Genomic DNA, 25,393 nt, shown 5'->3' with positions numbered 1-25,393 from the left:
GTCATGTGCATATGGCGGAACGTTCCGGTCTCGATGGTCGAGATTCTCGACGAGCCGACCGAAGACGGAGCGATAGGGCTTTGTTACCACTACAAGCCTGGAGATTGGCTTGACACGGTTCGCATTTGCCTTGCCGGCCCGGTGATGGACGCTCTCAAGAGCCGGCGCCCATTCTATCTGAATGATGCGCCAGGCGGCGGTTCCGATATCGACCAGGCATGGCAAGCCTACGTGTCCGCTCTTGCACCACGTCCACCTGTCGCATTGCAGGAGTGGCTTCCGGCCGAAGCGGGCGCCGACCTGACCTCTCTCGTGGATGCCTACACGATAGAGGGCTGGCGGCCGGAAGGTTTGTCAGGGCAGCTGAAGCGGAAAATGACCCTCTTCTGCAATAAGTATGAGGACGCATTGGAATTTATCCATGTACTGATCGGCCAAGAGACTACGTCCTTAATCAGGTTCATGAACGAAACCCCTGCCTTCATGACCTGCGTGACAGTTGTTGCGGACCAGCTGCTGGAAAAGTCCAGACTGACCAGCACAGAAATCTACGAGGCGTGCCGTCTCGCGACAGCCTAATCTCTTCAAACATCCCAAAAGACCAGACTGACTTGGGACCGGCCAGGATCGGAGCCGGAGCACGTCGTCGTGCCTTTTCCTCATCGAAACGAACGGACCAGCACAATGCCCAACACCAACCACTACCCCGCCATCGACATCACGGCAGACTCACTCAATGATGCTCTTCACCTTCTCCCCGAAGGGGCTGCCGTCAGCGTCTTCACGGACGGCGCCGCCGAACCATCCAATCCCGGCCCGGCCGGTTCCGCCTTCGTCATCGTCCATGAAGGCACCGAGATCGCCACGTGGTCGGAGCATATCGGATTCACGACGAACAACATTGCGGAACTAACGCCCGCGATACGCGCGCTAGAGTTACTCTCGGAACGCACCGACCTCACCATCTCCATCTTCTCGGACAGCCAGTACCTCGTGAACGGCATGAACCAATGGCTGCGCACGTGGAAGGCGACTGGCTGGCGCAATGCTGCCCGAAAGCCGGTCAAGAACCGAGAGCTTTGGGAGCGTCTGGACGAGTTAGCGAACCGGTTCCCGACGCTCGAATGGCGCTGGATCAAGGGTCATATCGGGCACCGCTGGAACGAGCGGGCCGATGGTCTGGCCAACGCGGCCACCTGGAAGACGACCAAAGCGGCGGTCGCCTGATGGGTGCTCAAGCCTCAGCCATACAGGTTCATTCAGCGGCCGATCTGCTCCGCCTGGACATCCCCAAGCGCGAGCCGATGCTTGGATCCTGGCTAGCCGATCGGCAAACCGGCATGATTTACGCCGAGGCCGGTCTGGGGAAGTCGATGCTCGCTCTTGCCATGGCGCTTGCTGTGGCTGGAGGCGGGACGCTGTTCGGTCTCTGGGAGGCTCCGAGGCCGCGCCGCGTGCTCATCGTGGACGGCGAGATGGACCTCATCGACCTTCGGGAGCGGCTGGAAGTGTTGATGCCGACAATCCCCGGTATCGACCGCGAGGCGGCTCTGCGCAATATCCAGTTCGTTGCGCGGCTTGGACAGACCGGCGGCGACTTCATCGATATAGCGAGCCCAGAAGGGCGGGAGACGGTGTTGCAGCTCGCCGCCGACCAAGACGCGGCTTTGGTGTTCTTCGACAATCTCTCGACATTGGCGACTGTCGGGGATGAGAACGCGGCATCATCCTTCGACCCCGTTCTCTCGCTTCTGGTCGCTCTCAAGGCGGAAGGGCGGACCTCGATCCTTATCCACCACGCCAACAAGAAAGGTGGCTATCGGGGAACCTCGAAGATGACGGTGCCGCTCAACATCGTCATCCATCTGACCAGACCACAGGGACTATGTGAAAATGGTGGCGCCGCATTCGAGGTCAGTTTTGAGAAGGTCCGGTCTCTCCGAGGAGACGACACAAAGAGGTTCACGACCAAGCTCGAAGACGGCCGGTGGACAACACCGGGGTCCGGCTCCGATCAGATAGACCAACTCGTGGCTATGGTTCGATCCGGTCATTACCGATCCGACTCGGCTTTGGCCAAGGCTCTCAACGTCGATCGATCGACCGTGAGCCGAAGGAAGAGCGCGGCGATTGCTGCCGGGAAAATCGACAAGGCCGAATGGGATCGGTGCTTATCCGAGACCAGACCCAACTAGACGAGGTCAGCTTTCCGAGACATCGGAGAACATGGTCTCACATTGAAGGATCGGGTGCGGGATAATCCCCGCATCCACCCATCCTCATCTGTTTGCTTTCAGCCAAACCTGATACCCGACCTCAAGCCAGTCCCTACGCCCAGCCCAGAGCCAAGCCTTAAGCCAGCCCTGACAGCCGGAGGACTTTAGTCCGGAGGCATACAGCAGCACGTTGTTGCACAGTCTCCTCCTTGGTGCACGCAACAGCGCAACAAGCCGTTCTGGGGTCCAGCAACTCAGCGTCATGAGTGGTTATCGCCGGTCCTGTAGGTCGGTGAGGAACTCGGACGCTGGGTCAACTCCAGACAAAAGCAGCCGCTCTCGCGCCCGTGTAGCCGCGACGTACAGCAGATGCCGCTCGGTCGTGTAGACCTCTTCCAGATCCGCCTCGTCAGTAACCGTCTCGATGCGTTCCTGAAGAGGAAGCACCTCATCGTCACAGGCCATCACCGCAACGGCGCGGAACTCCAGTCCTTTGGCGAAGTGCATGATGCCGATTGCCAGACTGTCTGGCTGGAAACCGACCTTGTCGGATAACTCAACGATGCCTACACCCGCTGCTTTCGCCGCGTCACGGGCCCGGCGCAACTGCTGCTCTGCCCGTACGATGACGGCGATCTCATGCGGCAAGTAACTGTCGTTGAGCAACTCCTTGATCCATGCAGCAACGGCGCCCACCTCCTCCGCCTCGGTTCCAAACGTGGCAATTGACGGCTCGGGCCCCTCGAACACCGATACCGTACTCTTGCGCTCTTCGACCAAGCCGTCGACATCGGAAACGGTCGTCGGCAGAAGCCGGTCTGCGGCTGCCCGGATCTGGTGCGATGTGCGGTAGTTGAGCCGCAACGTATAGGAGCGGCCGCGTACATCCAGCCCCGCAGCCTTCCAAGAAAATGGCTGTTGGAAGATACGCTGCCCCAAGTCTCCCGCGAAGAACAGCCCGTCCGGCTGCTTGCCGCAAAGCGCACCAAGGAAACGTGCTTCCGCCGGGCCAAGGTCCTGAGCTTCGTCCACGACCGCATAGTCCACAATGGGCTTTGCAGCTGCGGAAATATGGTTGGATAGGCGATCGAAGACACCTGCCCATGTCATCAGCTTGCGTTCAGCCAGGCCTTTCCGGCATTCATCGAGCACAGACCAGAGCGTTTCTCGCTGCTTGGCGCCGAGCCGCGTCTTTCGTCCGAGACGTGGAACCGCAAGATAGGCCTCGAGACTCTGGATCTGCCAGGCATCGACTACCTCGTTCCACTCGTTGACTAAGAAGGCTGCCGGGTAGGTCAGATCCGCATTTGCAGCAGCCTTGGTGAGCAAGGATCGGATGACAGATATCGGCGCGATGTTGGGCTGCTCAAATAGCCGTGTATGCAGGTCGTAGGCAAATCCGCTCAAGGACTGCACGGCAATCCGCTTCGTGAGGTCGGGTTCGAATGACGTCAGGATGTCCAGCCGCGTCTTGAGTGCGTTTGCCAAAGCCTTCGAGAAAGTGGTGAGCAGTACAGTTGCTTGCGGGTGCGCCCGCGCAAGATGGACGGCGCGATGTAGCGCGACAATGGTCTTGCCAGTTCCCGCCGAGCCGGAGACTCGTGCCGGTCCCTTGAAGGCGCGTTCGACCAGCGTTCGCTGGGCTGGGTGCAAGAAGACGGTCCATTTCTCCCAAGGGTATTCCAGCGCCAGCGCGAGGTCTTCCTGGCTGTTGATCAGTCGGAAACGGCGCTGTGCGTCCGGGTGGGCGTACCCGTCAGCAACAGGCTCCTGCGATGCCGGAGCAGCCGCCGCCGGTTCCGGCTTCTCGCCGACTGCAAGCTTCAACAGCGTCTCCTGCGCCTCCTGCGGCAGGTGGGCGATGACGTCAAATAGTGTGTCCTCTGTCGCCTCGCGCACCACATCGACCCATTCGCCAGGAACCCCGAAGGCCATCAGCTCGAACTTGCGCAAATTGTCGAACAGTCGTTCGGGTGTCTTCGGCGATGCCGCTCTTGCAGGAGTCTCTCTTTTCGACGCATCCACCAGTTCGACGCGCTCGCGGATCTCCACCAACTGCATGGCGCCGGTAGTTGGATGTAGTTCCAGTCGCCGCCGTTCGGCCCAACGATAGGCGTCGTCGTGATGGTCGACATAGGCCAGAAGGACACTGTCGCCGGTCTTGTGCAGGATAAGGCGGATGTCTCCACTGACACGCACTGACCAGAAGTTTGGATCTTTAGCATTGTCGATCCGGTGCATTGAAAGCCCCGGCGACGATGGATCCATCTGGAGATCGAAAGCGGTGGTCTTGACTGCCTTCTGCTCTTGCGCGGTGAGTCGCCCAAGCGAAGAGGTGAAGGTGTCCGAGATGAGGAAGCTCATGTAAGACGATCCTTCTTGGAGTTCTCGGCAAATGCACTTTCGGAAATCAATGTTGCCCCTAATCTCTGGGGTTGCAGCGTATCGACGCAGATGATGGAGATGGCCCCTTCGCTGAAGCTGAAATAGTCACCTTCGGCAGGAGCTATTTTCTCGGACGTGAACAATAAATATATTGGTTCGTCGATTGGGGGAGATATATATCTCGCTTTTATATAATTCTCAAACCCAATTCTCCTAACTTCAATTACCATCGCAAGGTCCGGTGGCGTATGCCCATATCTCTCCCGGAACAATGCTGTCGGATCGAAGTCTGCCGCTATCGCTGCCTCAAGTATCTCTTTGACCAGTCCGCGTTTTCTTGCGAGCGGAAATGATGCGACGCCCTGATACGGGCTGCTTTGGGGACTCGCATTGCTGGTGCAAGCGTGCTTCGGCCATGGCCATCCGAGTTCGTCAAAAAATACGCGACTTCCGAAGCTGTTCTGATAATAAAACACTTTTGAAAGGCATACTGGACATGACGCGTTTGGGTTTACAAAACATGCCGAATACCTTTTGTCGGCACTGTACTCTTTCAAAATTCTTTTGGCATACGATTTATCGAAATCACTAAAAACACGCTCAGCCGCATAACCACCGGTGCGGGCTTTGTAACACCACCCACACATGCACCAAGTATAGTGGTTGTGTCCCGGCATATTCGTCACCCCACCGCAAACACTTTCATCACCTCGTCGCCGAGATGGTTAATGACCTTTACCGCGATGCGGCCAGACTTTGGCTTTGGGAATGGGCGCGAAATGTCTGAGTAGAGGCTATCCCAGGCCTCCTGGTCGATCTCCGCCTTGAGCATCGTCTTCAGTGCCTTGTAGGGATCGTTGGCCCCGAGGAAGTAGGCGTGACGGACGAAGAAGCTCTCCTCGTTGTAGTCGGTGTCGAGCATCCACAAGGCGATGCCGTCGGTGCCCTCCGACACTACCTCGCCGGTCTGCGGCTTGAACACGTCGACGCCTGATACCTTCACGGTGATTTTGCCACCGCCGACTTCAGAGATCTCCACGTCCGGTTCACCGAACACGACGAAGAGGTTGCCCGCGCCGGTCGCTTTGAGATCCTTCGCCATATGCAGGTCGGGGTTCATGCGCGCCTTCAACACAGGCACACGGCCGAGCTTGTCGAACTCAGCGGAGTGGGCGTCATAGTTAAAGGCGCACGCGATTAGGATATCAAAACCAGCATCTCCGGCCTCGCGGGCGGCGGCGACGAGATCGGGGCGCGACACCGTGCCGAATTCCGGGCCGATGAAGACACCCGCGCGGCGCTCGCGTTCGCCCTCCATGAACCGTCCCTCGGCACAGATGAACTCGCCCGGCCAACCGGTCAGGCTGGTGAAGGAAATGCGGTCTTCCTTGTGGGCTTGCTGCACCCCCGCCGTGCGCAGGTTTTCGAGGATCATATGGGCGAATTCGGTCACCGCGTCGTCGCGGCCGATGCCCTCCGGCTTCGTCCGCTTGCCTTCCGACGCCTCCAGGATGTCGATCAACTCGTCGTCCCAGTCGACGGCCAGCGTCCGGTGAGGGCTGAGGCTCTCAACAGTGAACGGCCCGGCGACGCGAACCTTGGAGTTGTCGACATAGGGTTTATCGTAGAGGTACTCGAACTCGGCCTTGGCAGCGATGGAAGCGTCTATCTCCTTCTGCCTGGTGACGCGCGCTTCCCAGAAGCGGTAGAGTGAGGCCTTCGCCTCCTCGGGCCAATCCTGCGGCGCCTCGCGCGGCACCTCCCAGTCGAGGAGCGCGTTGGTAGGAGCGTCCTCGCCGGAGGGCAGTTTTATCGTGCCTGGCTTGCGGAAATCGACGACTTTACCCTCGCGCCCGCCGGTCGTGACCATGAACGGCGTGGCATGGTCCTTTAGTGCGTTATTGAGGGCAGTCAGCGCAGCCTCGACCTTGGGCAACCACTTGTCCCAGATCGTGTCGATTTCTGTGTTATTGGCGACTAAGCTGGATGTGATCTGTGGGGCGCGCCGATATACGAATCCTAGACGGATATCGTTGTGCGTGGCAGCCGTTCGCGGAGCCGTCTGTTTCACTTCCGCTTCCTTGCGTTGCCCATCTTGGCTGTCCGCAAGCAGATAGAATGGGTACCGCGCGCCCATCAGGCGAGAGCGTGCCAGAGCAATTGCGACACGCGATGTGTCTATAGTGATCCAACGCCGCCCCCACTGTTCAGCTACAAATGCTGTGGCGCCTGAACCACATGTTGGGTCAATAACAAGATCGCCCGGATCTGTGGACATAAGAATGCAGCGTTCAATGACTTTGGTGTTTGTCTGCACAACGTAAATTTTGTCCGACGCAAATCCCGCAATTCCCGTGTCGTCCCACCAATTCGACCAGCGCGTAACTCCTGAGTCGTCGAGGAATACCCTGCGACGCATTCCACCAGCACCAGTTAATAGTATGCGACCTGCAAAACGCATACGATCCAGGCCGCAGTATTTTTCATTCCCAAGTGGACGCGCTGTGTGCATCCAGCATCGGTTCTTGTCTATCCCTGGATCGCGGATAGAACCCTGGAAATTATACCCGAGACTTTGGTTAGTCCGAGTGCCACCCACCGTAAGGTCACTTGATGTATACAGGCGAGCATCAGGGAACCGGCTAGAAATTTCCGCAGCACTTAGAGGCTCTGTCTCGCCGACTCGCCTTGAGAAACTCGCAAGGTCAAGGTCCTCACATTCGAACACTACTCTCTTGAAATCTCTCTCAAGCTGTTCCGTCTCGCTGCTTTGTTTAAACAGTATACGGCTCTTGAGCTTGCTGCGATTTTTCGCGAACCAGAGAATGTAGTCGTTAATCGACTCTATTGAGTTACCTTTCTGGTTGCCCTTTTTCACGAATGGAATCGTGATCACGAAATTCTCGTCACCGAACACCTCGTCCATCACCGCCCTAACGCGGTGCACGTTCTCGTCGCCGATCTGGACGAAGATGCTGCCGCTTTCGCTCAGCAACTCCCGCGCCACGGTGAGCCGGTCGCGGAGATAGCCGAGATAGGAGTGGATGCCGTCCTTCCAGGTGTCGCGGAAGGCGCGCACCTGTTCCGGCTCGCGCGAGAAATGGTCCTTCGCCCCGTCCTTCACGTCTCGCGACGTTGTGCTCCACTGGAAATTGCTGTTGAACTTGATGCCATAGGGCGGATCGAAATAGATGCACTGCACCTTGCCGCGTAAGCCTTCGCGCTCGGCGAGGCTGGCCATGACGGAGAGGCTGTCGCCCGCGATCATGCGGTTCGACCAATGCTGGTCGTGCTGGTAGAACTCGGTCTTCGCCTCAAGGTCGGGCAGACCGTTGAAATCACCGAAAAGATCAGCCACCGGCGGCGCCGCCTCGCGCCGTCGCTCCGCCGTCTCGCGCCGAAGGTCGTCGATGATGACTTTGGGATGCACCTTCTCCTGGATGTAGAGCGGTGGCGCCTGGACAATGAGATCGGACCAGTCGGTCATGTCCTTGCCGCGCCACACGAGCTGCGGATCAAGATCGCGATTGCGCCGCTCGTAGGCGATTTCGATCGGCGTCTTGTCCCTGGGGTCCATGACGCTTTCAAACTCGGCGGTCGGAATGTTCTTGCGCGTGTCGCCGTGCTTAAGCGCGTCCACGTCTAGCGGCTTCTTGGCCATCAAATAGCTCCCCCGGCACGCCGTAGCGTCACACGATAGCTGTATGGTGCGAGCTCCTCGACAACGACTTGATCGCCAGGTCGGGCGCCGCTTCGCTCGAAGAATGAACGCTGCCAAGAACGATCTCGGAAAAACTTCTTCTGTCCGTCTATGTCAGTCTTGATGGGGCTTCCCCCACCCCAGTCAAGCAAGGCCTTTCTCGGCGCTTCCTCGTCCCCAGTACCGATCAGATCTTTCGGGAAGGCGTCGAAGAACTTGGTAAACCTAACGTAGTTGTTTTTCAGCGCCCCGGCTGTCACCGGAGCGAGGCCGATAACGCGGGCGGCGTGTTCTATGTGGGCCATAGCGTCTTTCCGTGATCTTGTTATTCGGCTGCGGCAGCTAGGCCAGCATCGCGGGCAATGTCTTCGGGAAGGTCGATCTGCGGCTCCTCGGGCGGCGCGACGAGGATCTCGTGTTGAGTGGCGGCTGCGATCAACGTTAGCAGCCGCTTCTCGCGATCGGCGAGGAATGCATCGAAGCTGTCGGAGCGCAGCAACGTCGCGTCGATGCAGTGACTTGCCAGATGCTGGTCGAGCTTGCCGCGAGCGAGCGGCGGATCATCGCCGATGCCGCGCTCAAGACGGTCGAGATAGGCGGACGGCGCGGCGCCACCAATCTTGCGATTGGTGCGATAGGCGATCGGCGTCTTGTTGATGATGCTATCGTAGATGGACGCCGGGATCTTGGCGTCCGAGCACCACTTGTCCGGAAAGATGTGATGAATGTCGACGCCTTCGTCAAAAAACAGCGCCGCATCGTAGGGCTGACCGGTGCGGAAGTCCTTCGCGCCTTCTCGCAGGAGGAGTGCGTTGACGCCTTTGTAGGCGGCGGACAGGCGGCTGTACATGGAACGTAGGCGGTCGGGCCGGAAGCGACCATCCTTCACCGTCGTCGGTTCGGGGCCGCCGTCGATCCACAAGGGCACTTCGACAACGTCCTTAGCAAAGCGGGAATCCGTCGCGGAGCCGTAGAGTTCGCCGAAAATGCCACACCAGAACCAGCGGGCAATCTTCTCCTGCACGGCGGCATGTTCGGCGCGGTCGCCAATCGCTGCAAAGATGGCGGCGAGCGGCACGATTTGGCTCTGATAGGGTAGGTCGAAGACCCGGTAGATGCCCTGCTGCCGCAGAAACTTTGCCGCCGTCTTGAATCCAGCTTCGACCGCATCACGCCAGCGTTTGTATCCATCCAAAGGAAGGTCGAGCAGCGACTGACGCCCTGACCGGACGGCGGGCAGATCGCTTTCCTTCACCCCGTTGACAACGGCTTGCTCCCGCAGGGTCTTGGTATGGAGAAGCGCGATGGCTTGCAGCACCTCCGTCGGCTGGGTCTTTTCGAGGACGCCAAACTTCTGGTCGGCGGCGCGGCCGAACGTGGCAAGGCGCGTTTGAAGGCCGGTCTGGCCGTCGGCACCGAACCAATCGTCGCGCAGCCGATGCCCCCGCGCGGCATACATCGCCGTCACCAGCTCGAAGGCGTCCAGCGGCTTGCCGCCCGTGTTGACCTTCTCGAACACGAGGCACACAGCCTCGTGCGACGTGTCGGCGCCGAGCGCAATCACCGGCACCTGGTAGCTCTTGAAGTTCTCCAGCACCTCGTTCTTGAAGCGTGTGAAGGTCGCCTTGTGTTCCTTATAGGCGTTCATGTCTCCGTCGGACACGCTGAGCCAGAACGTGTCGTAGCCGTCTTGCCAGGCGTCCCAGTCGAAGACGTGGACGAGAGGAAACATGAGCGCTGCGTATTCCCTCTCTGGCGTCGTCAGATCCTGGACGACGTCCTTGTCGAAGTTCTCCTTGACCCGCTTGTCCTCGGGAATGCCGACGATTGCGTCCTCCCGATCGGCGTCCGGCGCCAGCGCCTTCAGGATATCGATGTAGAACCAGCGCTTTACCAGCTTCTGGCGAGGCGTGATGGTGGTCACGACCTCGTTGCGGACACAGGTCTGGTAGAGCGAGGTCATGCGCTGCTGCCCGTCGAGCAGCAACTGGTCAGGCTGCACCGCCTCTGCCCCCGGCTTCGCGCCTTGCACGGGGCGGCGAGCGAAGGTGTCGGCCACTCCCGGCTTCATCTCCAGCGTCATCAGAGCGCCGACCGGGAAAGCCTGGGAGACCGAAGCGATAAGGCTCTTGATCCGTTCCTCGTCCCAGACCCAACTCCGCTGGAAGTCTGGCAGCTGAATCTTGCCCGCGCCGCAGTCGCGTAGCAGTTCGTGAAGGTGGACCGGATTGGTCTTGAAATTCATGCGCGACATCTGTTCCTCACGCCAACTCAGCAGCACTAGCGAAGCCGTCAATCAGCTTGCCAAACGCCTTCTCGATCTCGAACACGGCTGTGAACTCTGCGAAAGTCCAGCGTCCGAACTTGCCCAGGTTGCTCACGCCCGGCACCCAATAGGCCCTCATGGTGTTGGCCTTCTCTTTGGCGTCCTCGCCGCGATAGCCCTTGATTTCGACAATCAGGTTGAGCGGGTCGTCGTGGCCATCGTCGATCTGAACGATGAAGTCGGGCACGTAACGCCGTGCCGTCGATCCCATCAGATATGGCACTTCCAGCCCAAGATTGTGGTTCTTGACGTAGGCTCGCACCTTTGGATGTGCTTCTGCGACGCGGCAGAACTCAGCTTCCCAGTCGCTATCGCAAATCACCCAATTGATGTGACATTTTGCCGGAGGTCCCTTTGTATCCCAACGCGTTTCCTTCGATGTTGTGAAGTTGACGAAACGGGTTGAGCCGGTGGGATTGTAGGAGTCGAGAATTGCTTTGACCGGACGGTCGCCCGACAGCGTCTCGGTAATCGCCGCCTTGATGCGTTCGGCCGCCATGTCGGCGATCTCGTTGTAAATTACCTGCGCGGGGTAGGTGTTGCCCGAGCATTTCAGGAAGCCACCATCGAGCCATGCCCGCGTGATCCGCTTCAATTGGCCGAAAAGATGTAACTTGGGCTCTTCGCCGGGGTCACGGAACTTGTTGTAGAGCAGGTGGCGTGTGAGTTCGTAGATGATTTGGGATTGGCGGACCTGGTTGAGATAGGCGATCGTCAGGTCGACGCCTTCGCCGACAATGCCTTGATTCTTGGTGACGGACGGGCCCACCAGTTCCGGTGTCAGGTTAAGGATATGATCGGGGCCGAACTTCGCCTCCAGCCGTTCCTCCGGCAATTCAACGCGATAGCCCTCGACACGTGGAAAAACGATCTCCAACGCGTCCCGCTCAGGACGAAGAGCATGAACGCGGACGGTCTCGCGTGGCCTGACCGGCCCCACGACGACCGGTTTGCCGGTAAAGTCGAAAGGAATGCCGAGGACGTCGGCGTACTCGACGTTAAACTTCCCCTCCTCGTTAAGATCATAGGACTGACGCCTGAGTCCGCGCCCGACGACCTGTTCGCAAAGCAACTGAGTGCCGAAAGCACGAACGCCTAGAACGTGAGTGACGGTGTTTGCGTCCCATCCCTCGGTCAGCATCGAGACCGACACAACGCAGCGCACCTGCTCGCCAAGCTTGCCGCGTTTGCCGACCGTATTGAGCACTTCCCGCAGCAGAGCGGCCTCATCAAGGTCGCCGCCGTTCCTAAGTTCCTCCGCTGCCGCTCCGCCGCGCTCAAGGATGTCGCGCTTTAGTTGCTCGATCTCGTCGACGGCTGCGGCTCTAAAATCCTTATCGAGTGCTTCGCCGCTCTCAAGCTGCGCGCTGTCGACGAGAATGGTGTTGGGTCGAGAAAGCCGGTTGCCATACTCATCGTAGTTCTGAAACAGCGGCTGATGGCCGTTGAAGAACTGCTCTTTGCCGTCCGCATCAGTGCGCGTGAAGCCGGACAGGTATTTGTAGACTAGCTCTGATGTCGCGGTGTTGTTGCAGACCACAATGAAGACAGGCGGGACGGAGATGCCCGCTTCGAGCCAAGCGTCGAATGTCTTCTGATAATGCCCGTAGAGTGCATCGATAGCAGAGACCAGAAGCGTCGGAAGATCGAGCGGATCCAGCGTTTTGCCGGAGGCGCCTCGTCCCTTCTTGGGTAGCTGGCGAGGCCCCTTTTTCAACTCGTCCCAGAGATTGCGGAATTTCGGGGTGTCCCCGCCGGGAACGTTGTCGGCGACCGGAACGCGAGGCAGCTTCACAATCCCGCATTCGATAGCGTCCATGAGTGAGAAGTCACTCATCGTCCAGCCAAACAAGGTGCCCTCGCGGTAGCCGGAGCCGCGCAGGAAGAACGGTGTCGCGGAGAGGTCGTAGACGTGGCTGATTCCAAGCTGACGGCCAACTGCTTCAAGGCCTGAAATCCACAGCCGAGCCGCCTCGTTGTTCTCCTTTGCCTCGTCCTTCTCTTCGCCAGAGAGATCCTCCTCAGTTTCCCCCTCGGCGTCTTTGACCTTGGCGCGGTAACAGTGATGCGCCTCGTCGTTGAGAACGGTGATGTTCTTCAGGCCGAGCAGATCGCCCATGACGCGCTGGAGCATTTGCCCTTCGCTTTCGAGCGTTTGCAGCGTCTCGCCGCGCCAGCCTTCCAATGCGCTTCGCGTGCCCTTGGCGATGTCGATCCGCTCACGCAGCTTGAACGCGTGGTAGTTGGTGATGACGATTTTCGCCCGATCGATATCCGCCAGCATATCCGGCGGCACCATCTCGCGAGTGCGATAATAGCTCTCGGGATCGTTCGGCAGGAGAACGCGCAGCCGATCGCGGATCGTGATGCCTGGCGCGACGATCAGGAAGCCACGCGAGAACAGCTTCGAGTTGGGATGGCGCACCGCATTGATTGTTTGCCAAGCGATGAGCATCGCCATGACGGTCGTTTTGCCAGCGCCGGTCGCGAGCTTAAGAGCGATACGCATCAGGCCCGGATTTGAGGCGGCGTTTGCGCCTTCGAGCCATGCCCGGAAACGCTCGGTTCTCTTGCCAAGCTTCGGGGCGACCTCGGCAAGCCAAATGGCTGTCTCTACGGCCTCGATCTGGCAGAAGAACGGCTTGATGCCTTGGAAATTGTGGTGTCGCCAGTGCTTTAGAAGCCGAGCAGTCTCAGGCGTGACTAGCCATTGGTCAGGATTCGGAAGCTGGCGCCAACTATCAACCTCGGCCCGAACATCGTTGATAATTGGGGTGGGGTTGTACTCTTGATCGTCGGTGGACACGTCGTCCGCATCGGCGAGCAGAAAGCTGCTCTGCTTGGAGTTTTGACGGCGCTTCTTTGGCTTAGGAACCGGCGTGACAAGCGACGAACGGCGCCGAGCCTGGACGATAACGTTTGTCGGTTGCCCGTCTTCATCCAACTCCCAATGTCGCCCAGGGTAGCCATAGGGGGAGTTCAGGATCGGACGTTCGAAGAAAGACTCGGACACAATACCCCCTATTGTCGGTGGCGTGCATCCCCCGACGCACCATACTCAAGCGGCAAACAGAGATGCAGCGCTGGCGTGTCGCCCTCGACTTTAGCGAGCAAAATAGGTCGGATTCATTTGTCGGTCCATAAGGGAATCCCAAGACGCACGCCTTGCCGCCTTTCGCCAAGCCTATGGGCTCGGAAATCTTAATGCCCTAACCGACACCTATGCATGGCGCGGGGTCAAGCAGACTTGCGGGCGACTGTTGGATGCAGACAAGGCAGCGCAAGACCCACCGAGTGAGCGCGGCCGAAGGCCCCTGAACTCTCCTATTGACTGTCGTGCTTCTCGCTCCCACAATGCTCCCACACGCTTCTTCAGCGGGCAAAAAATGCTTGGAATCAGCGGGTTGTAGGGAGGGGCGGGGCGTATCCAGGTCCCCCAGCCAATCTCTCTCCAGAGACGATATCCGCTTGTAATTGCTCGTAAGCCGGCTTGGCTGAGAATCCTTTCGGTCGCTAGCCAGCAACCCGGAAGCTGCGAAATCGCGCCAAGCTCAGGAGGGAGGCGACGAGCGCGAAGGCGGCGCCGAGGAACAGGGACGTGTTGGCGCCGGCCATGCCGAGGCGGGCGAGCAGCAGGGCGACCAGAGCCGTTCCTATCGACTGTCCGGTCAGGCGCGACACGCCGAGCATGCCCGAGGCGGCGCCGCTGCGCGGCCTCGGCGCGGACATGATCAGCGTCCGGTTGTTCGGCGATTGGAACAGGCCGAAACCGATGCCGCAGAGCATCATGCGCCAGACGATATCCGTCGTCTCGGGGCGTACCGGCAGCAGCGCCATCAGAAGCAATCCGGCGGCGAGACACAGGAGGCCGACGCCACCGAGCACGGCCGGCGAGAACCGGTCCGACAGCCGGCCCGAGACCACGGCCGCCGCGGCGACCGCCAACGGCCACGGCATGAGGAGCAGACCGACTTCGAGCGGCGGAAAGCCGAAATTGGACTGCAATTCGAAGGGCAGGGCCGTCATCGCCAGCATCTGGGCGGCAAAGGAGGCGACCGACGTGGCCACCGACATCGAAAATACCGGCCGGGCGAGAAGGTCCAGCGGCAGCATCGGGTGGCTTGCTTTCAGTTCGCGCCGGACCAGCAGCGTGGTGGCGACCATGCAGACGGCGAACTGGCCGGCGATCACCGGCATGGCGGCCTGATGGCCGATGCTGTCGATGGTTATGACGACGCTGCCGAACATCAGAGCCGTGAGAAGGGCGCTGAACAGATCGAAAGGCCGCCTGACCCGGTCACTGTCCGGCAGGCTGCACCAGCCGGCGATGGCGGCGAACAGGCCAAGCGGCAGATTGATGGCGAACAGCCAGGGCCAGCTCAGTTGGGAGAGGATCAGGCCCGCCAGCGTCGGGCCGACGGTGGCGGCGCCCGCGACGACGACGGCGTTGAGCCCGATGGCCGAGCCCAACCGCTTCTCCGGAACGATGTAGCGCAGCAGCGCCGCGTTGACGCTCATCATGCCGGCGGCGCCGATACCCTGGACGACGCGCGCGGCGGTCAGGACCGTCAGCGAAGTCGACAGGCAGCAGACCAGCGATGCCAGCGTGAACAGGGTGACGCCGCCGAGATAGATGTGTCGGAAGCCGTGGATCTCGCCGAGCGCCGCCAGGGGCAGCATGGTCATGACGATGGCGAGCTGATAGCCGTTGACGATCCAGACGGAAAACGCCGGCTCGGCCTTGAACACTTCGGCGATGGTCGGCAGGGCGACGTTGGCGATGGTGCCGTCGAGAACGGATAACCCGATGCCGACGATGATCGTCGTCCATGCCCAGTAGAATCGTGCGCCCGACAAACTTTCCGGACGCGGCGATTTGGCTGTTTGGTCGGAGGACACGGTTCACCTTGACGGCAATGGGAGAAGCGCCGGAAGCACAGGCAGCCTGCAGGCTCGTGCTGTGCGCTGACTAATCAAGGAAAAGCCGGACGACAAGTACAAAGCAGCCGGTCGGCATCACGATCGGGAGAGCGCGGCGGGGCGTCTATTTGTTTCCGGCCATGCGGCGCCGGAGGGCCGGCCGTGTTGGCCAATGCGAAACGGGCAAATCCGCTAGTCCGCCCTTTGCACAGGATGCCCGAAGGTAGTGTACGGCCCTATCTTGAATGCGTTTCGCCCCTGAACGATAGGTTTGTTCAAACGAATAAGTTGGCAGGGGGCGAAGCGTAAATGTCTCAAGGTCGCGACGGGTTTACCAGCACGTTCGGCGCATTGATGGCCACTCTCGGGTCGGCCGTGGGGCTCGGCAATATCTGGAAGTTTCCATCGCTGACCGGCACCAATGGCGGTGCCGGTTTTCTTCTGGTCTATCTCGCCGCCACCATCATCGTCGGTCTGCCGGTGATGATTTCCGAAATCATGCTCGGCCGGACGGCGCGGGCGGACGCCATCACCACCTTCGACAAGCTCGCCCCGAGAAACCAGTGGTGGTGGAAGGCGATCGGCTGGATGGGGTTCGCCGCCGCGCTGCTTATCATGGCCTTCTATTCCGAGGTGGCCGGCTGGGTTTACGCCTATATCTTCAAGTCGTTGACCGGCGAGATCGCCACCACCGATCCCAAGGCGGCCGAGGTGGTGTTCGGCCAACTCGTCGCCAATCCGTGGTCGTCGCTCGTCTGGCAGTGGGTGGTGCTCGGCATTACCGGCTTCATCATCGCCTTCGGCGTTTCCAAGGGGATCGAGGCGGTGACGCGCCGCCTGATGCCGCTGCTCTTCATCCTGCTGTTGGTGCTGTGCGTCCGCAGCCTGACGCTGTCGGGGGCGGGGCAGGGGCTGGCTTTCCTGTTCGATCCCGATTTTGCCAAGATCACTCCGGCGGTGATGCTGACGGCGCTCGGTCTCGCCTTCTTCAAGCTGTCGCTCGGCATGGGCACCATGCTGACCTACGGCAGCTATTTCCGTGAGGACCAGAATATCGCCGCCACGGCGACGCGCGTGGTGTTCGCCGATCTGTCGGTGTCGCTGCTAGCCGGCATCGCCATCTTTCCGGCGGTGTTCGCCTTCGGCTTCGAGCCGGCCGCCGGCCCGTCGCTGGTGTTCATGACCATTCCGGCGGTATTCACCTCGATGCCGGGCGGCGTCGTGTTCATGACGCTATTCTTCGTGCTGACGGCGATCGCCAGCGTCGGCGCCATCCTGTCGCTGCTCGAAGTGCCGGTGGCCATCCTGTCGGAGCGCTTCCGCCTGCCGAGAAAGGCCGCGGCGGTCTGCACCATCGCCATGATCGCCGCGCTTGGCCTGCCGGCGGCGCTGTCGCAGAGCGTGACGGCCGATCTCAAGATCTTCGGCCTCAATCCGTTCGACCTGTTCGACTTCCTGAGCTCGAACATCCTGCTGCCGGTCGGCGGCATCCTGATCTGCCTGTTCGTCGGCTGGGTCTATGGCCTGGCGGCGCCGGAGAAGCGGCTGGCCGAAGCTGGTTCGCCGGTGCAGCGCGTCGTGATCCGGAGCGTGTTCTTCCTGGTCCGCTTCGTGGCGCCGATCGCCATCGCCATCGTTCTCTTGAATGGGCTCAAGGTGTTCTGACGTTTGATGTACCTTGATTGCGGAACGGGAACGCTTTGCCCATTCAATAAGCTTGTCGATCCGCTTCCCCGGGAGTAGGAGCACAGCGTTCCCGTTGAGGCGCCAACGGCTGGGAGACGGGGCGTCCGAACACGCAACCCGTCATCTCCAGGAAGCGAAATCGTGCATATCAACAAGCTGGTTGTCGTCGGCGTCGGGCACGTCGGTTCCTATGTTCTCGCCGACGCGATGAAGACCGGCTTGTTCGGCAGGATCGGCGTCATCGATCTTCTGAAGAATGTCGCCTACGGGGAAGCGCTCGACCAGGCGCAGGCGACCGCGCTCACCTACATGAACAACGTCGACGTCAGGAACGGCGGATACGAGCAGTGCGCGGACGCCGACGTGATCGTCGTCGCGGCGGGGTCCAGCGTCACGCCCGATCCGAACAACCCGAAGGCCGAGCCCGATCGCGCCCAACTGACCAAGGCCAACTGCGGCGTCATCCGCGAGGTGATGGCGGGCATCACTCGCCATACCAGGGACGCCATCGTCATCCTGATCACCAACCCGCTCGATACGATGGTCTATATCGCCGAGAACGAGTTCGATTATCCGCGGGCGCGCGTGTTCGGCACGGGCACCATGCTCGACTCGGCCCGGCTGCGCAAACTGATCGCCGACACCTATGGCATCGATCCGAAGTCGGTGACCGGCTTCATGATGGGCGAGCACGGACGGACGGCGTTCCCGGTCCTCAGCCACGTCAACGTCGGCGGAATACCGTTCGGGGAGCTCGACCGGTATTTCGAGGCGCGCGAGGACATCGGCGATCCGGACGTGGTCAAGGCAAGGATCGTCAGCGCCGCCTACGAGGTGCTGAACGGCAAGGGCTGGACCAACGCCGGCGTCGCCCAGGCGGCGATAACCATGGCCAAGGCGGTTCTCCTCGACGAACGCAGCGTCTATCCGGCGTCCACCACGCTGCGCGGACAATATGGATACGACGGCGACGTTGCCCTGAGCATGCCCTGCCTGATCGGCCGCGAGGGAATTCTGAGGCAACTGCCGGTCAGGCTGAACGACTGGGAGACGCGGAAGCTGGCCGAGTCGGCCGCGTTCATCCAGGCGACCATGAGGGATGCCGGTACCGGACCGGCCTTCAACCCGTGCTGAGCTTGCGTCCCAGCCTGTCCTCGACCGAGGCGATCTTGCTGGCGAGGCGGCTCGCCTGGCCCTCGCGATAATCGACCTTGAGGGCCACTTCGACGCGCGGGCAGTCGGCGCGCATCGCCTCGAAACAGGCGGTCACCACGGCCATCACCTCGTTCCACTCGCCCTCGAGGATGGTGCCCATGGGCGTGAGCTGGTAGGCGAGGCCGCTCTTGTCGATGATGTCGAGCGAACGGGCGACGTAGGGGCTGAGGCTTTCGCCCTTGCCGACCGGGTACATGGCAAATTCCAACAGGACCATCGGGGGCTCCTTTCACCGCCGGACCGCCGGCGACACGAGATGCATGAGCATATCGCCCCGGACGGCCGGCGTGCAGGTGCAAGAACCGGTGGGCTGATGAGCGGCAAGAAACAAGCGATCGCTAAGCCTGCCGGGCACCCTCGCCTCCCGGTCGGTCCGGGAGGCGAGGGTGCCCCGGTCCGGCGCGTCAGCTCAGTCTGACGACGGCGCAGCCGTAGGCTTCGAGCGGCAGGGCGCCTTCGACCGGCCGTCCGGTCAGAAGCTCGGTGCCGGCCGGCACGTCCGGTACGGTCACCGGCTCGGCGTCGGTGTTGAGCAGGAACAGCAGCTTGCGATCCTCCGCCTCGCGCAGCGCCACTTCCACATGGGGCGGCAGGTCCGGGACGAGCGGCGCGACGCCCGCGGTTGGAAACAGTTGATCGGCAAGGCCCTCGACCAGCGTATCGGTGAGGTAGGTGCCGACGTAGACCGCCCGTCCGGCGCCGACCTCGCGGCTGGTGACGGCGGCGCGGCCGCTCGCGAAGCGATTGCTCCAATGGCCGATCGCCTCGACGTCCGGTTCCGTCTCCAGGAGCTCGTAGAGGTGGGCCGTCTCGTGCTCGCGGTTGCCGAGCGTGAAGCGATAGCGTCGCTTCGTCGATCCGGCCGGCGGCCGTTCGGCCGGCTTGTTCTGGCCCAATTCGGCGGCCTGAATCGGGAACAGGCCATCGGAGCCCGGCTCGGCCACCCGGCCGAATTCCTCGACCCGGACGCCGCACAGCCCGGCGAGGCCGGGCCCCGGCGCTTGCGTCCGGATGATATGGTTGTCGGCATCGCGCGTGCCGGTCATGGCGCCGACCACCAGCGTGCCGCCGGCCCTGACGAAAGCCTCGACGCGCTCGTCCCACTCCGGCTTCCACATCAGCCAATGGGGGATATAGAGCAGCTTGAGGCGCGACAGATCGTCCTCCGGGTGGATGAAGCCGCAGGCGATGCCGTGCTCGTAGCAATAGCGGTGCAGGCGCGTTGCGTCCTCCAGCGGGCTCGGCAGACCGATCGGATAGGTCTTGTAGGCCTCCTGGTTGTCGAAGTCGGCGCCGGCGATGCCGACGTCCATGCGCACCGAGGTGCCGAGCAGCTCGCGCTTGATGCGGGCGATGTCGGAGGCGAAGCGGGCCGCTTCCTCGTAGCGCCGGCGGGGCACGTCGTCATGGTCGATGATGCCCATCCAGTAGATCTCGGCGCCGAAATGCGCCGGCCGCCAGCGGAAGAACATCAGGCCGTCGGCGCCGCGCGCCACCGAGCTCATGGCCATGCGGCGCATCTCGCCCGGCTCGGGCGTCATGGTCGAGAAGGCGGGCTGGCTGCCGAAGCCGGACGCCTGCTCGGGGACGATGAAGTTGCCCGAGAAGCCGCGGCAGACGTCGAGATGCAGCGCCTGCGTCGCCGCGTGGCCGCCGGTGCGCTGCATCTCGTCGTAGAGCATCGGGTAGATGTCGAAGCCGAGAAAGTCGAGGTCGTGGCCGAACTCACCCCGGAAGTCGATGTCGACCAGCCGGCCGAGGTTGTGGAAGACGAACCAGTCCGGGTTGGCGGCGCGCAGGATCTCCACCTGATCGTGCTGGAAGGCGGCCGTGGCGGCGGCCAGGAAGCGGTGGAAATCCTGGACATGACCGGGCGAGGGATGGCCGGGCGCGCCGGTGAGCGGCAGCACCACCTGATCGAAGCTGTCATAGGCCAGCGCCCAGAAATCGCCGCCCCAGGCGTAGTTGAGATCGGCGATGGTGGCGTAGCGGCCGCGCAGATAGCGGCGGAACTCGCGTAGCGTCGCCTCCGAATAGGAAGTGGAGACGGTGGTGTTGAGTTCGTTGTCGGTCTGCCAGCCGACGACATGCGGGTTGTCGCGATAATGCTCGGCCAGCGCCGTGGTGATGCGGCGGCTGTGCAGGCGGTAGACGGGGCTCGCCGTGTCGGCGTGCTGGCGCGAGCCGTGGCTGGCGGTGCGGCCATGCTCGTCGACGCGCAGCACCTCCGGATAGGTGGCGGTCAGCCAGCGCGGCGGCGTCGCCGTCGGCGTGCAGAAGATGGTGTTGACGCCGTGCTGGCCGAGAATGGCGATCGCCCGGTCGAACAGCGAAAAGTCGAACACGCCCTCGCGCGGCTCGAGGATGTGCCAGGCGAATTCGCCCATGCGCACGACGTTGAAGCCGGCGGCCGCCATCCGCTCGGCGTCGCGCTGCCAGTAGCCGTCGTCGACATGCTCGGGATAATGCGGCGCGCCGACAAGGAAATCGTCGAGGGCGAGCGGACGCCACACCGACAGCGGCGCCGGAGATGCAAGTTTCATTGGCTTGGATTCCTTGTCAGATTTGGGTGACGGGCTTGGCTGCGGACAGCGTTCTCCCATCCGGGGCGAAGAGATAGGCGGCGTTGGCGTCGAAGCCGACCGAAACGGGCGCGTCGGGCGCGAAAGGCTGGATGTCGCCGATCTGGATGGTGAACACGCCGGTGCCGCTGTCCGATCCGGAGGTGGCGAGGTCGCCGGCGTCGGCATAGACGATGGTCTCGCGGCCGAGGTACTCGGTCAGCCGGACGCGGGCCGGAAAGCTGGTGCCGGCGTCGGGATCGCCGATGCGCAGCTTCTCCGGCCGGATGCCGATGGTCACCGCCGCGCCGACCGCCGGCGTCTCGGCGAGATCGTCGAAATCGACCTTGAGGTCGCCGCCACAGGTTACCGAGGCGCTTCCGCCGTTGGTCGAGGTCACCCTGCCGGCGACGAAGTTCATGCGCGGCGCGCCGAGGAAGCCGGCGACGAACAGGTTGATGGGGTTGGCGTAGAGCTCCAGCGGCGCGCCGACCTGCTCGATGCGGCCGCCGTTGAGCACGACGATGCGGCTCGCCATGGTCATGGCCTCCACCTGGTCGTGCGTCACGTAGATCATGGTGGAGCCGAGCCGGTCGTGCAGCGTCGACAGTTCCACCCGCATCTGGGTGCGCAAGGCCGCGTCGAGGTTGCTGAGCGGTTCGTCGAACAGGAAGACGTCGGGCGAGCGGGTGATGGCGCGGCCGATGGCGACGCGCTGGCGCTGGCCGCCGGAGAGCTGCTTGGGATATTTCCTAAGCTGCTCCTCGAGCCGCAGGATCTGGGCGGCGCGCGCCACGGCGGTGTCGATCTCCGCCCTGGGGCGCTTGGCCATCCTGAGGCCGAAGCCCATGTTCTCCTCCACCGTCATGTGCGGATAGAGCGCGTAGGACTGGAAGACCATGGCGATGCCGCGATCGCCCGGTTCCAGGCGGGTGACGTCGCGGCCCTTGATCCGCAATCGGCCGGAAGTGACGGTTTCCAGCCCGGCGATGGTTTTCAGAAGGGTGGACTTGCCGCAGCCGGACGGGCCGACCATGACGATGAACTCGCCTTCGTCGATGGTGAGGCTGATGTCTTTCAGGGCGTGGAAGCCGCCGTAGTGTTTTTCAACGTTGTGAATTTCGACGCTCGCCATGGGGAGGCATCCTTCGGATCGTGTTGTCAGCCCTTCACCGCGCCCATGGTCAGGCCGGCGATGAAGTGGCGCTGCATCAGGAAGAACATCGCGACGGGCGGGATCGCCACCATGATCGTCGCGGCGGCGACCAGGTTCCAGGCGGAAACCCACTCGCCGCGCAGGTTGTTGAGGCCGGCGGTCACCGGCTTCACGGCATCGCTCTGGGTCAGCACGATCGCCCAGAAATAGTCGTTCCAGACGAAGGTGAAGGTGAGGATGGCGAGTGCCGCGAGAGCCGGGCGGATCAGCGGCACCACGACGTGCCAGAGCGTCTGCCAGGGCGAGGCGCCCTCGGCGCGCGCCGCCTGGAACAGCTCGTCCGGCAGGGCGGCGATGAAGTTGCGCATGAACAGCGTGGCGAAGCCGGTCTGGAAGGCGGTGTGGAAGATGATCAGCGCCAGATAGGTATCGTAGAGGCCGAGGCCGACCATCAGGTCGCGCACCGGGATCATCATGATCTGGGCCGGCAGGAAGTTGCCGCCGACGAACAGCGCGAACAGCAGGCGATTGCCGGGGAAGCGATGGCGCGACAGCACGTAGCCGGTCAGCGTCGACAATACCAGCACGCCGATAACCGAGGGCAGCGTGACGATCAGGCTGTTGACGAAATAGCGGGCCAGCGCCGTCTGCTTGAAGACGGCCGTGTAGTTCTCGATGAAGTTGAACGACTTCGGCCATCCCCAGTAGTTGCCGGCCATCACCTCCTCGAAGGAGCGCAGCGAGGTCAGCATCACGGTGACGAGCGGCAACAGCCAGAGGACGAGCACGGCGGCGACCAGGGCGACATAGGCGGCGCGGGCCGGGCGGGCGGTTTCCGGAATGGGACGGGGATACATCAGGCGGTCTCCTGTTCCGGCCGCAGCAGCGTGCGCAGGTACCAGGCGATGAACACGGCCATGACGGCGAACAGGACCGTGGCGATGGCGGCGCCGTAGCCGAAGCGGTAGGAGAAGATCGACTGCTCGTACATCTGGTAGGCGAGCACGGTGGACGAGCCAAACGGTCCGCCCGAGGTCATGACGGCCACCATGTCGAACGAGCGCAGGGCGCCGATGATGGTGACGGCGAGCGCGATGAAGCTCACCTCGCGCAGTTGCGGCAGCACGACGTGCAGCAGCATGGCGAAGCCGCGCGCGCCGTCGACCCGGCCGGCGCCGATCAGGTCCTCGTTGAGATTGTTGAGGCCGGCCAGGAACAGCACCAGGCAGAAGGCGACCTGCGGCCAGAGCGCGGCGATCACCACGGCGAAGCTGACCAGATGCTCGTCGGAAAGGAGGGCCGGGGCGGTGGCGCCGAACCAGCCGTAGATCAGCGACAGCAGGCCGAAGGTCGGGTCGTAGACCCAGGTGAAGACGACGCCGACGGTGACCGAGGCCAGCACCAGCGGCACGAAGAACAGCGATTTCAGGAACTTCATGCCGGCGATCGCCTGGTTGAGCAGCAGGGCGAGCGCCAGGCCCAGGGGCGGCGCCAGCATGAACATGGCGAGCCAGATGACGTTGTTCTTCAGCGAGACATAGAACTGCGGATCGGCGAACAGCTGCTCGTAGTTGGCAAGGCCGACCCACTGCATGGGGCCGACGCCATCCCAGTCGAAGAAGGAGACCCAGATCGTCTCGATCGACGCCAGGATGATCACCACGCCGAACAGCAGCGCGCCGGGCAGGATGAAGAGGGTGGGCGCCAGCCAGTGGCGATGGCGCCGCCAGAGATGGCTCATCTGGTCATTCCCGTGGAGTTGTGCGGCCGACGGAGGAAGGCCTCGGACGAGGCGGCCTCTCCGGGGGGAGGGGAGGCCTGTCCTCGCCCGAGGCGGGCGATCGGGAGGAAAGGCTCGATCGCCTGGAGGAACGTCACTCCTTGAAGATCCGCTTGCGCGTGCCTTCGAGCCGCTCGAGGATCTGGTCGCGGCGCTCGGGCTTGACCATGAATTCCTGGAAGCCCTTCAGGCCTTCCTGCGCCATGTCCGGATCGGTGTCGCGATCGTAGTACTGGGCGGTGCCGACGACGGTTTTCATCGATTCGACCGCCGCGTTGATCAGCGGATCCTTGCTGGGCGGGCAGTCGTTGCGCGGCGGCACCGCGCTCTCGGCTTCGAGGAAGGCGGCGAGATTTTCCGGCTTGTAGAAATAGGCAAGGAAATCGCGGGCGTCCTGCTTGTTCTTGCCGTTCTTCGGGATGTGGATCGAATTGAGCGAGAAGTCCTCGTAGCGGGCGATGCTCGGATCGATCACCGGGAAGGGGACGTAGGCGAGCTGGTCGACCTCGTCCGGCGGGAAGCCGTATTTGATGAAGCCGGCGAGATCCATCATGGCCGCCTTCTTCTGGGCCAGCGCGGCGGCCGCCTGCTCCCAGCCCGACGAGGTATGGTTGGGCGTGAAGAGGTCGGCGCGGATCAACTCTTCCCATTTGTCGAACACCGGCTTCAGCGAGGCGTCGGTATAGGGAAGCTTGCCGTCCATCAGCGCCAGATGCTTTTCGAGGCCGCCGATCCTGAGGTTCATGTGATCGAACCAGCCGGCGGCCGGCCACATCTCCTTGGTGCCCATGCTGACCGGCACCATGCCGGCCGACCTGGCCTGCTCGCCGAGCTTCAGGAGGTCCTCGATGGTGGCCGGCGCGGTCCAGCCCTTCTCCTCGAACACGTCCTTGCGGTAGAACATGCCCCAGAGCAGGCCGCCGAGCGGCAGGCCGTATTGCCGGTCGTCGACCGTCAGCGCGCCGGTGGTGGCGCCGAGCACGTCCTTGTAGCCCTCGCGCTCGTAGAGATCGGAAATGTCGTCGAACAGGCCGCGCTTGACGAAGGCCTTCATGCGGTTGCCGGAGAACCAGAAGCAGATGTCGGGGGCGCCGACCACCAGATAGCTGCGGATGGCCGTCTTGTGGGCCTCGTGATCCATGTTGTTGATGGTGACGGCGACGCCCGACGCCTTGGCGTATTCGTCGGCGAGGCGTTGCAGCACGGTGCGCTGGTCGGCATTGCCGATGTTGGAAATGATGGTCAGTTCCCTGGCCTGGGCGATGGCCGGCCGGGCGAGCAGACCGCCCGCCAGCACGGCGCCGGTGCCGATCATGAACCGCCGGCGCGTCGTGGCGAGCGCCACGCCGGCCATGGAATCCGTGTTTCTCTGCATTTCAATCTCCTCCCGAGACATGACGAGGCGTTTCCGAACGGGCATCCGTTCGAAGCTCAAGAACTGCTGGACT

General features: G+C 62.1%; 18 protein-coding genes. 5 read left to right on the top strand and 13 right to left on the bottom strand.

Annotated elements, in window-relative coordinates; all coding sequences use genetic code 11:
- Positions 1 to 33 precede the first annotated feature (33 nt).
- The 3 genes from CJ014_RS16645 (at position 34) to CJ014_RS16635 (ending at position 2,195) form a co-directional block, all read left to right on the top strand.
- A complete protein-coding gene (locus CJ014_RS16645) occupies positions 34 to 579 on the top strand; it encodes a hypothetical protein (RefSeq protein ID WP_133121872.1) in 546 nt (181 codons plus the stop codon).
- Positions 580 to 684: 105 nt separating this feature from the next.
- Positions 685 to 1,227, top strand: a complete 543-nt coding sequence (locus tag CJ014_RS16640) for a ribonuclease H family protein (RefSeq protein WP_100081609.1) — start codon at positions 685 to 687, stop codon at positions 1,225 to 1,227.
- A complete protein-coding gene (locus CJ014_RS16635) occupies positions 1,227 to 2,195 on the top strand; it encodes an AAA family ATPase (protein ID WP_165790870.1) in 969 nt (322 codons plus the stop codon). Before CJ014_RS16640 ends, CJ014_RS16635 begins: the two co-directional genes overlap by 1 nt.
- A 291-nt stretch (positions 2,196 to 2,486) precedes the next feature.
- On the opposite strand, the gene CJ014_RS16630 is transcribed toward CJ014_RS16635, so the two are convergent.
- The 7 genes from CJ014_RS16630 to CJ014_RS16605 all read right to left on the bottom strand — a co-directional run bounded on the left by CJ014_RS16630 (position 2,487) and on the right by CJ014_RS16605 (position 15,526).
- Positions 2,487 to 4,580 (bottom strand): 3'-5' exonuclease, encoded by a 2,094-nt coding sequence (locus tag CJ014_RS16630; protein WP_100081607.1) that lies wholly within the window; start codon positions 4,578 to 4,580, stop codon positions 2,487 to 2,489.
- Positions 4,577 to 5,278 (bottom strand): hypothetical protein, encoded by a 702-nt coding sequence (locus CJ014_RS27570; RefSeq protein ID WP_133121871.1) that lies wholly within the window; start codon positions 5,276 to 5,278, stop codon positions 4,577 to 4,579. The genes CJ014_RS16630 and CJ014_RS27570 overlap by 4 nt, the downstream gene beginning before the upstream one ends.
- A 5-nt stretch (positions 5,279 to 5,283) precedes the next feature.
- A complete protein-coding gene (locus tag CJ014_RS16625) occupies positions 5,284 to 8,262 on the bottom strand; it encodes a site-specific DNA-methyltransferase (protein WP_100081606.1) in 2,979 nt (992 codons plus the stop codon).
- Positions 8,262 to 8,606 (bottom strand): hypothetical protein, encoded by a 345-nt coding sequence (locus CJ014_RS16620; protein ID WP_100081605.1) that lies wholly within the window; start codon positions 8,604 to 8,606, stop codon positions 8,262 to 8,264. Before CJ014_RS16620 ends, CJ014_RS16625 begins: the two co-directional genes overlap by 1 nt.
- Positions 8,607 to 8,626: 20 nt before the next feature.
- Positions 8,627 to 10,546, bottom strand: coding sequence for a DUF262 domain-containing protein (locus tag CJ014_RS16615; protein WP_207765777.1), 1,920 nt, complete (start codon positions 10,544 to 10,546; stop codon positions 8,627 to 8,629).
- Between the two features lie 16 nt (positions 10,547 to 10,562).
- Positions 10,563 to 13,640: a BPTD_3080 family restriction endonuclease gene (locus tag CJ014_RS16610; RefSeq protein ID WP_100081603.1), complete on the bottom strand. Its 3,078-nt coding sequence runs from the start codon at positions 13,638 to 13,640 to the stop codon at positions 10,563 to 10,565.
- A gap of 500 nt (positions 13,641 to 14,140) precedes the next feature.
- Positions 14,141 to 15,526 carry an MFS transporter gene (locus tag CJ014_RS16605; protein ID WP_425351925.1) on the bottom strand — a complete coding sequence of 462 codons (1,386 nt, stop codon included), beginning with the start codon at positions 15,524 to 15,526 and terminating at the stop codon, positions 14,141 to 14,143.
- A 330-nt stretch (positions 15,527 to 15,856) separates the two neighbouring features.
- Here CJ014_RS16605 and CJ014_RS16600 point away from each other — a divergent pair, with 330 nt between their 5' ends.
- Both CJ014_RS16600 and CJ014_RS16595 read left to right on the top strand, forming a co-directional pair.
- Entirely contained in the window at positions 15,857 to 17,212 is a 1,356-nt protein-coding gene (locus CJ014_RS16600) for a sodium-dependent transporter (protein ID WP_100081602.1), read from the top strand.
- Between the two features lie 162 nt (positions 17,213 to 17,374).
- Complete coding sequence (locus tag CJ014_RS16595; protein WP_100081601.1) at positions 17,375 to 18,367, top strand: lactate/malate family dehydrogenase; 993 nt, start codon at positions 17,375 to 17,377, stop codon at positions 18,365 to 18,367.
- Here the strand turns inward: CJ014_RS16595 and CJ014_RS16590 are convergent.
- From CJ014_RS16590 to CJ014_RS16565, 6 genes are all read right to left on the bottom strand, one after another.
- Positions 18,354 to 18,665: an MTH1187 family thiamine-binding protein gene (locus tag CJ014_RS16590; RefSeq protein WP_100081600.1), complete on the bottom strand. Its 312-nt coding sequence runs from the start codon at positions 18,663 to 18,665 to the stop codon at positions 18,354 to 18,356. The two genes, CJ014_RS16595 and CJ014_RS16590, sit on opposite strands and share 14 nt — an antisense overlap.
- Before the next feature lie 187 nt (positions 18,666 to 18,852).
- Positions 18,853 to 20,991 carry a beta-galactosidase gene (locus tag CJ014_RS16585; RefSeq protein WP_100081599.1) on the bottom strand — a complete coding sequence of 713 codons (2,139 nt, stop codon included), beginning with the start codon at positions 20,989 to 20,991 and terminating at the stop codon, positions 18,853 to 18,855.
- Positions 20,992 to 21,007: 16 nt separating this feature from the next.
- Positions 21,008 to 22,144, bottom strand: coding sequence for an ABC transporter ATP-binding protein (locus tag CJ014_RS16580; RefSeq protein ID WP_100081598.1), 1,137 nt, complete (start codon positions 22,142 to 22,144; stop codon positions 21,008 to 21,010).
- A gap of 26 nt (positions 22,145 to 22,170) precedes the next feature.
- Positions 22,171 to 23,022 (bottom strand): carbohydrate ABC transporter permease, encoded by an 852-nt coding sequence (locus CJ014_RS16575; RefSeq protein WP_100081597.1) that lies wholly within the window; start codon positions 23,020 to 23,022, stop codon positions 22,171 to 22,173.
- Positions 23,022 to 23,906 (bottom strand): carbohydrate ABC transporter permease, encoded by an 885-nt coding sequence (locus CJ014_RS16570; RefSeq protein ID WP_100081596.1) that lies wholly within the window; start codon positions 23,904 to 23,906, stop codon positions 23,022 to 23,024. The genes CJ014_RS16575 and CJ014_RS16570 overlap by 1 nt, the downstream gene beginning before the upstream one ends.
- Positions 23,907 to 24,039: 133 nt before the next feature.
- Positions 24,040 to 25,320: an ABC transporter substrate-binding protein gene (locus CJ014_RS16565; RefSeq protein WP_425351924.1), complete on the bottom strand. Its 1,281-nt coding sequence runs from the start codon at positions 25,318 to 25,320 to the stop codon at positions 24,040 to 24,042.
- Positions 25,321 to 25,393 lie beyond the last annotated feature (73 nt).

It is taken from the genome of Pleomorphomonas carboxyditropha, assembly GCF_002770725.1.
In the GTDB taxonomy this organism is placed as follows: Bacteria; Pseudomonadota; Alphaproteobacteria; order Rhizobiales; family Pleomorphomonadaceae; genus Pleomorphomonas; species Pleomorphomonas carboxyditropha.
This window is presented reverse-complemented; position numbering and strand designations above follow the sequence as displayed.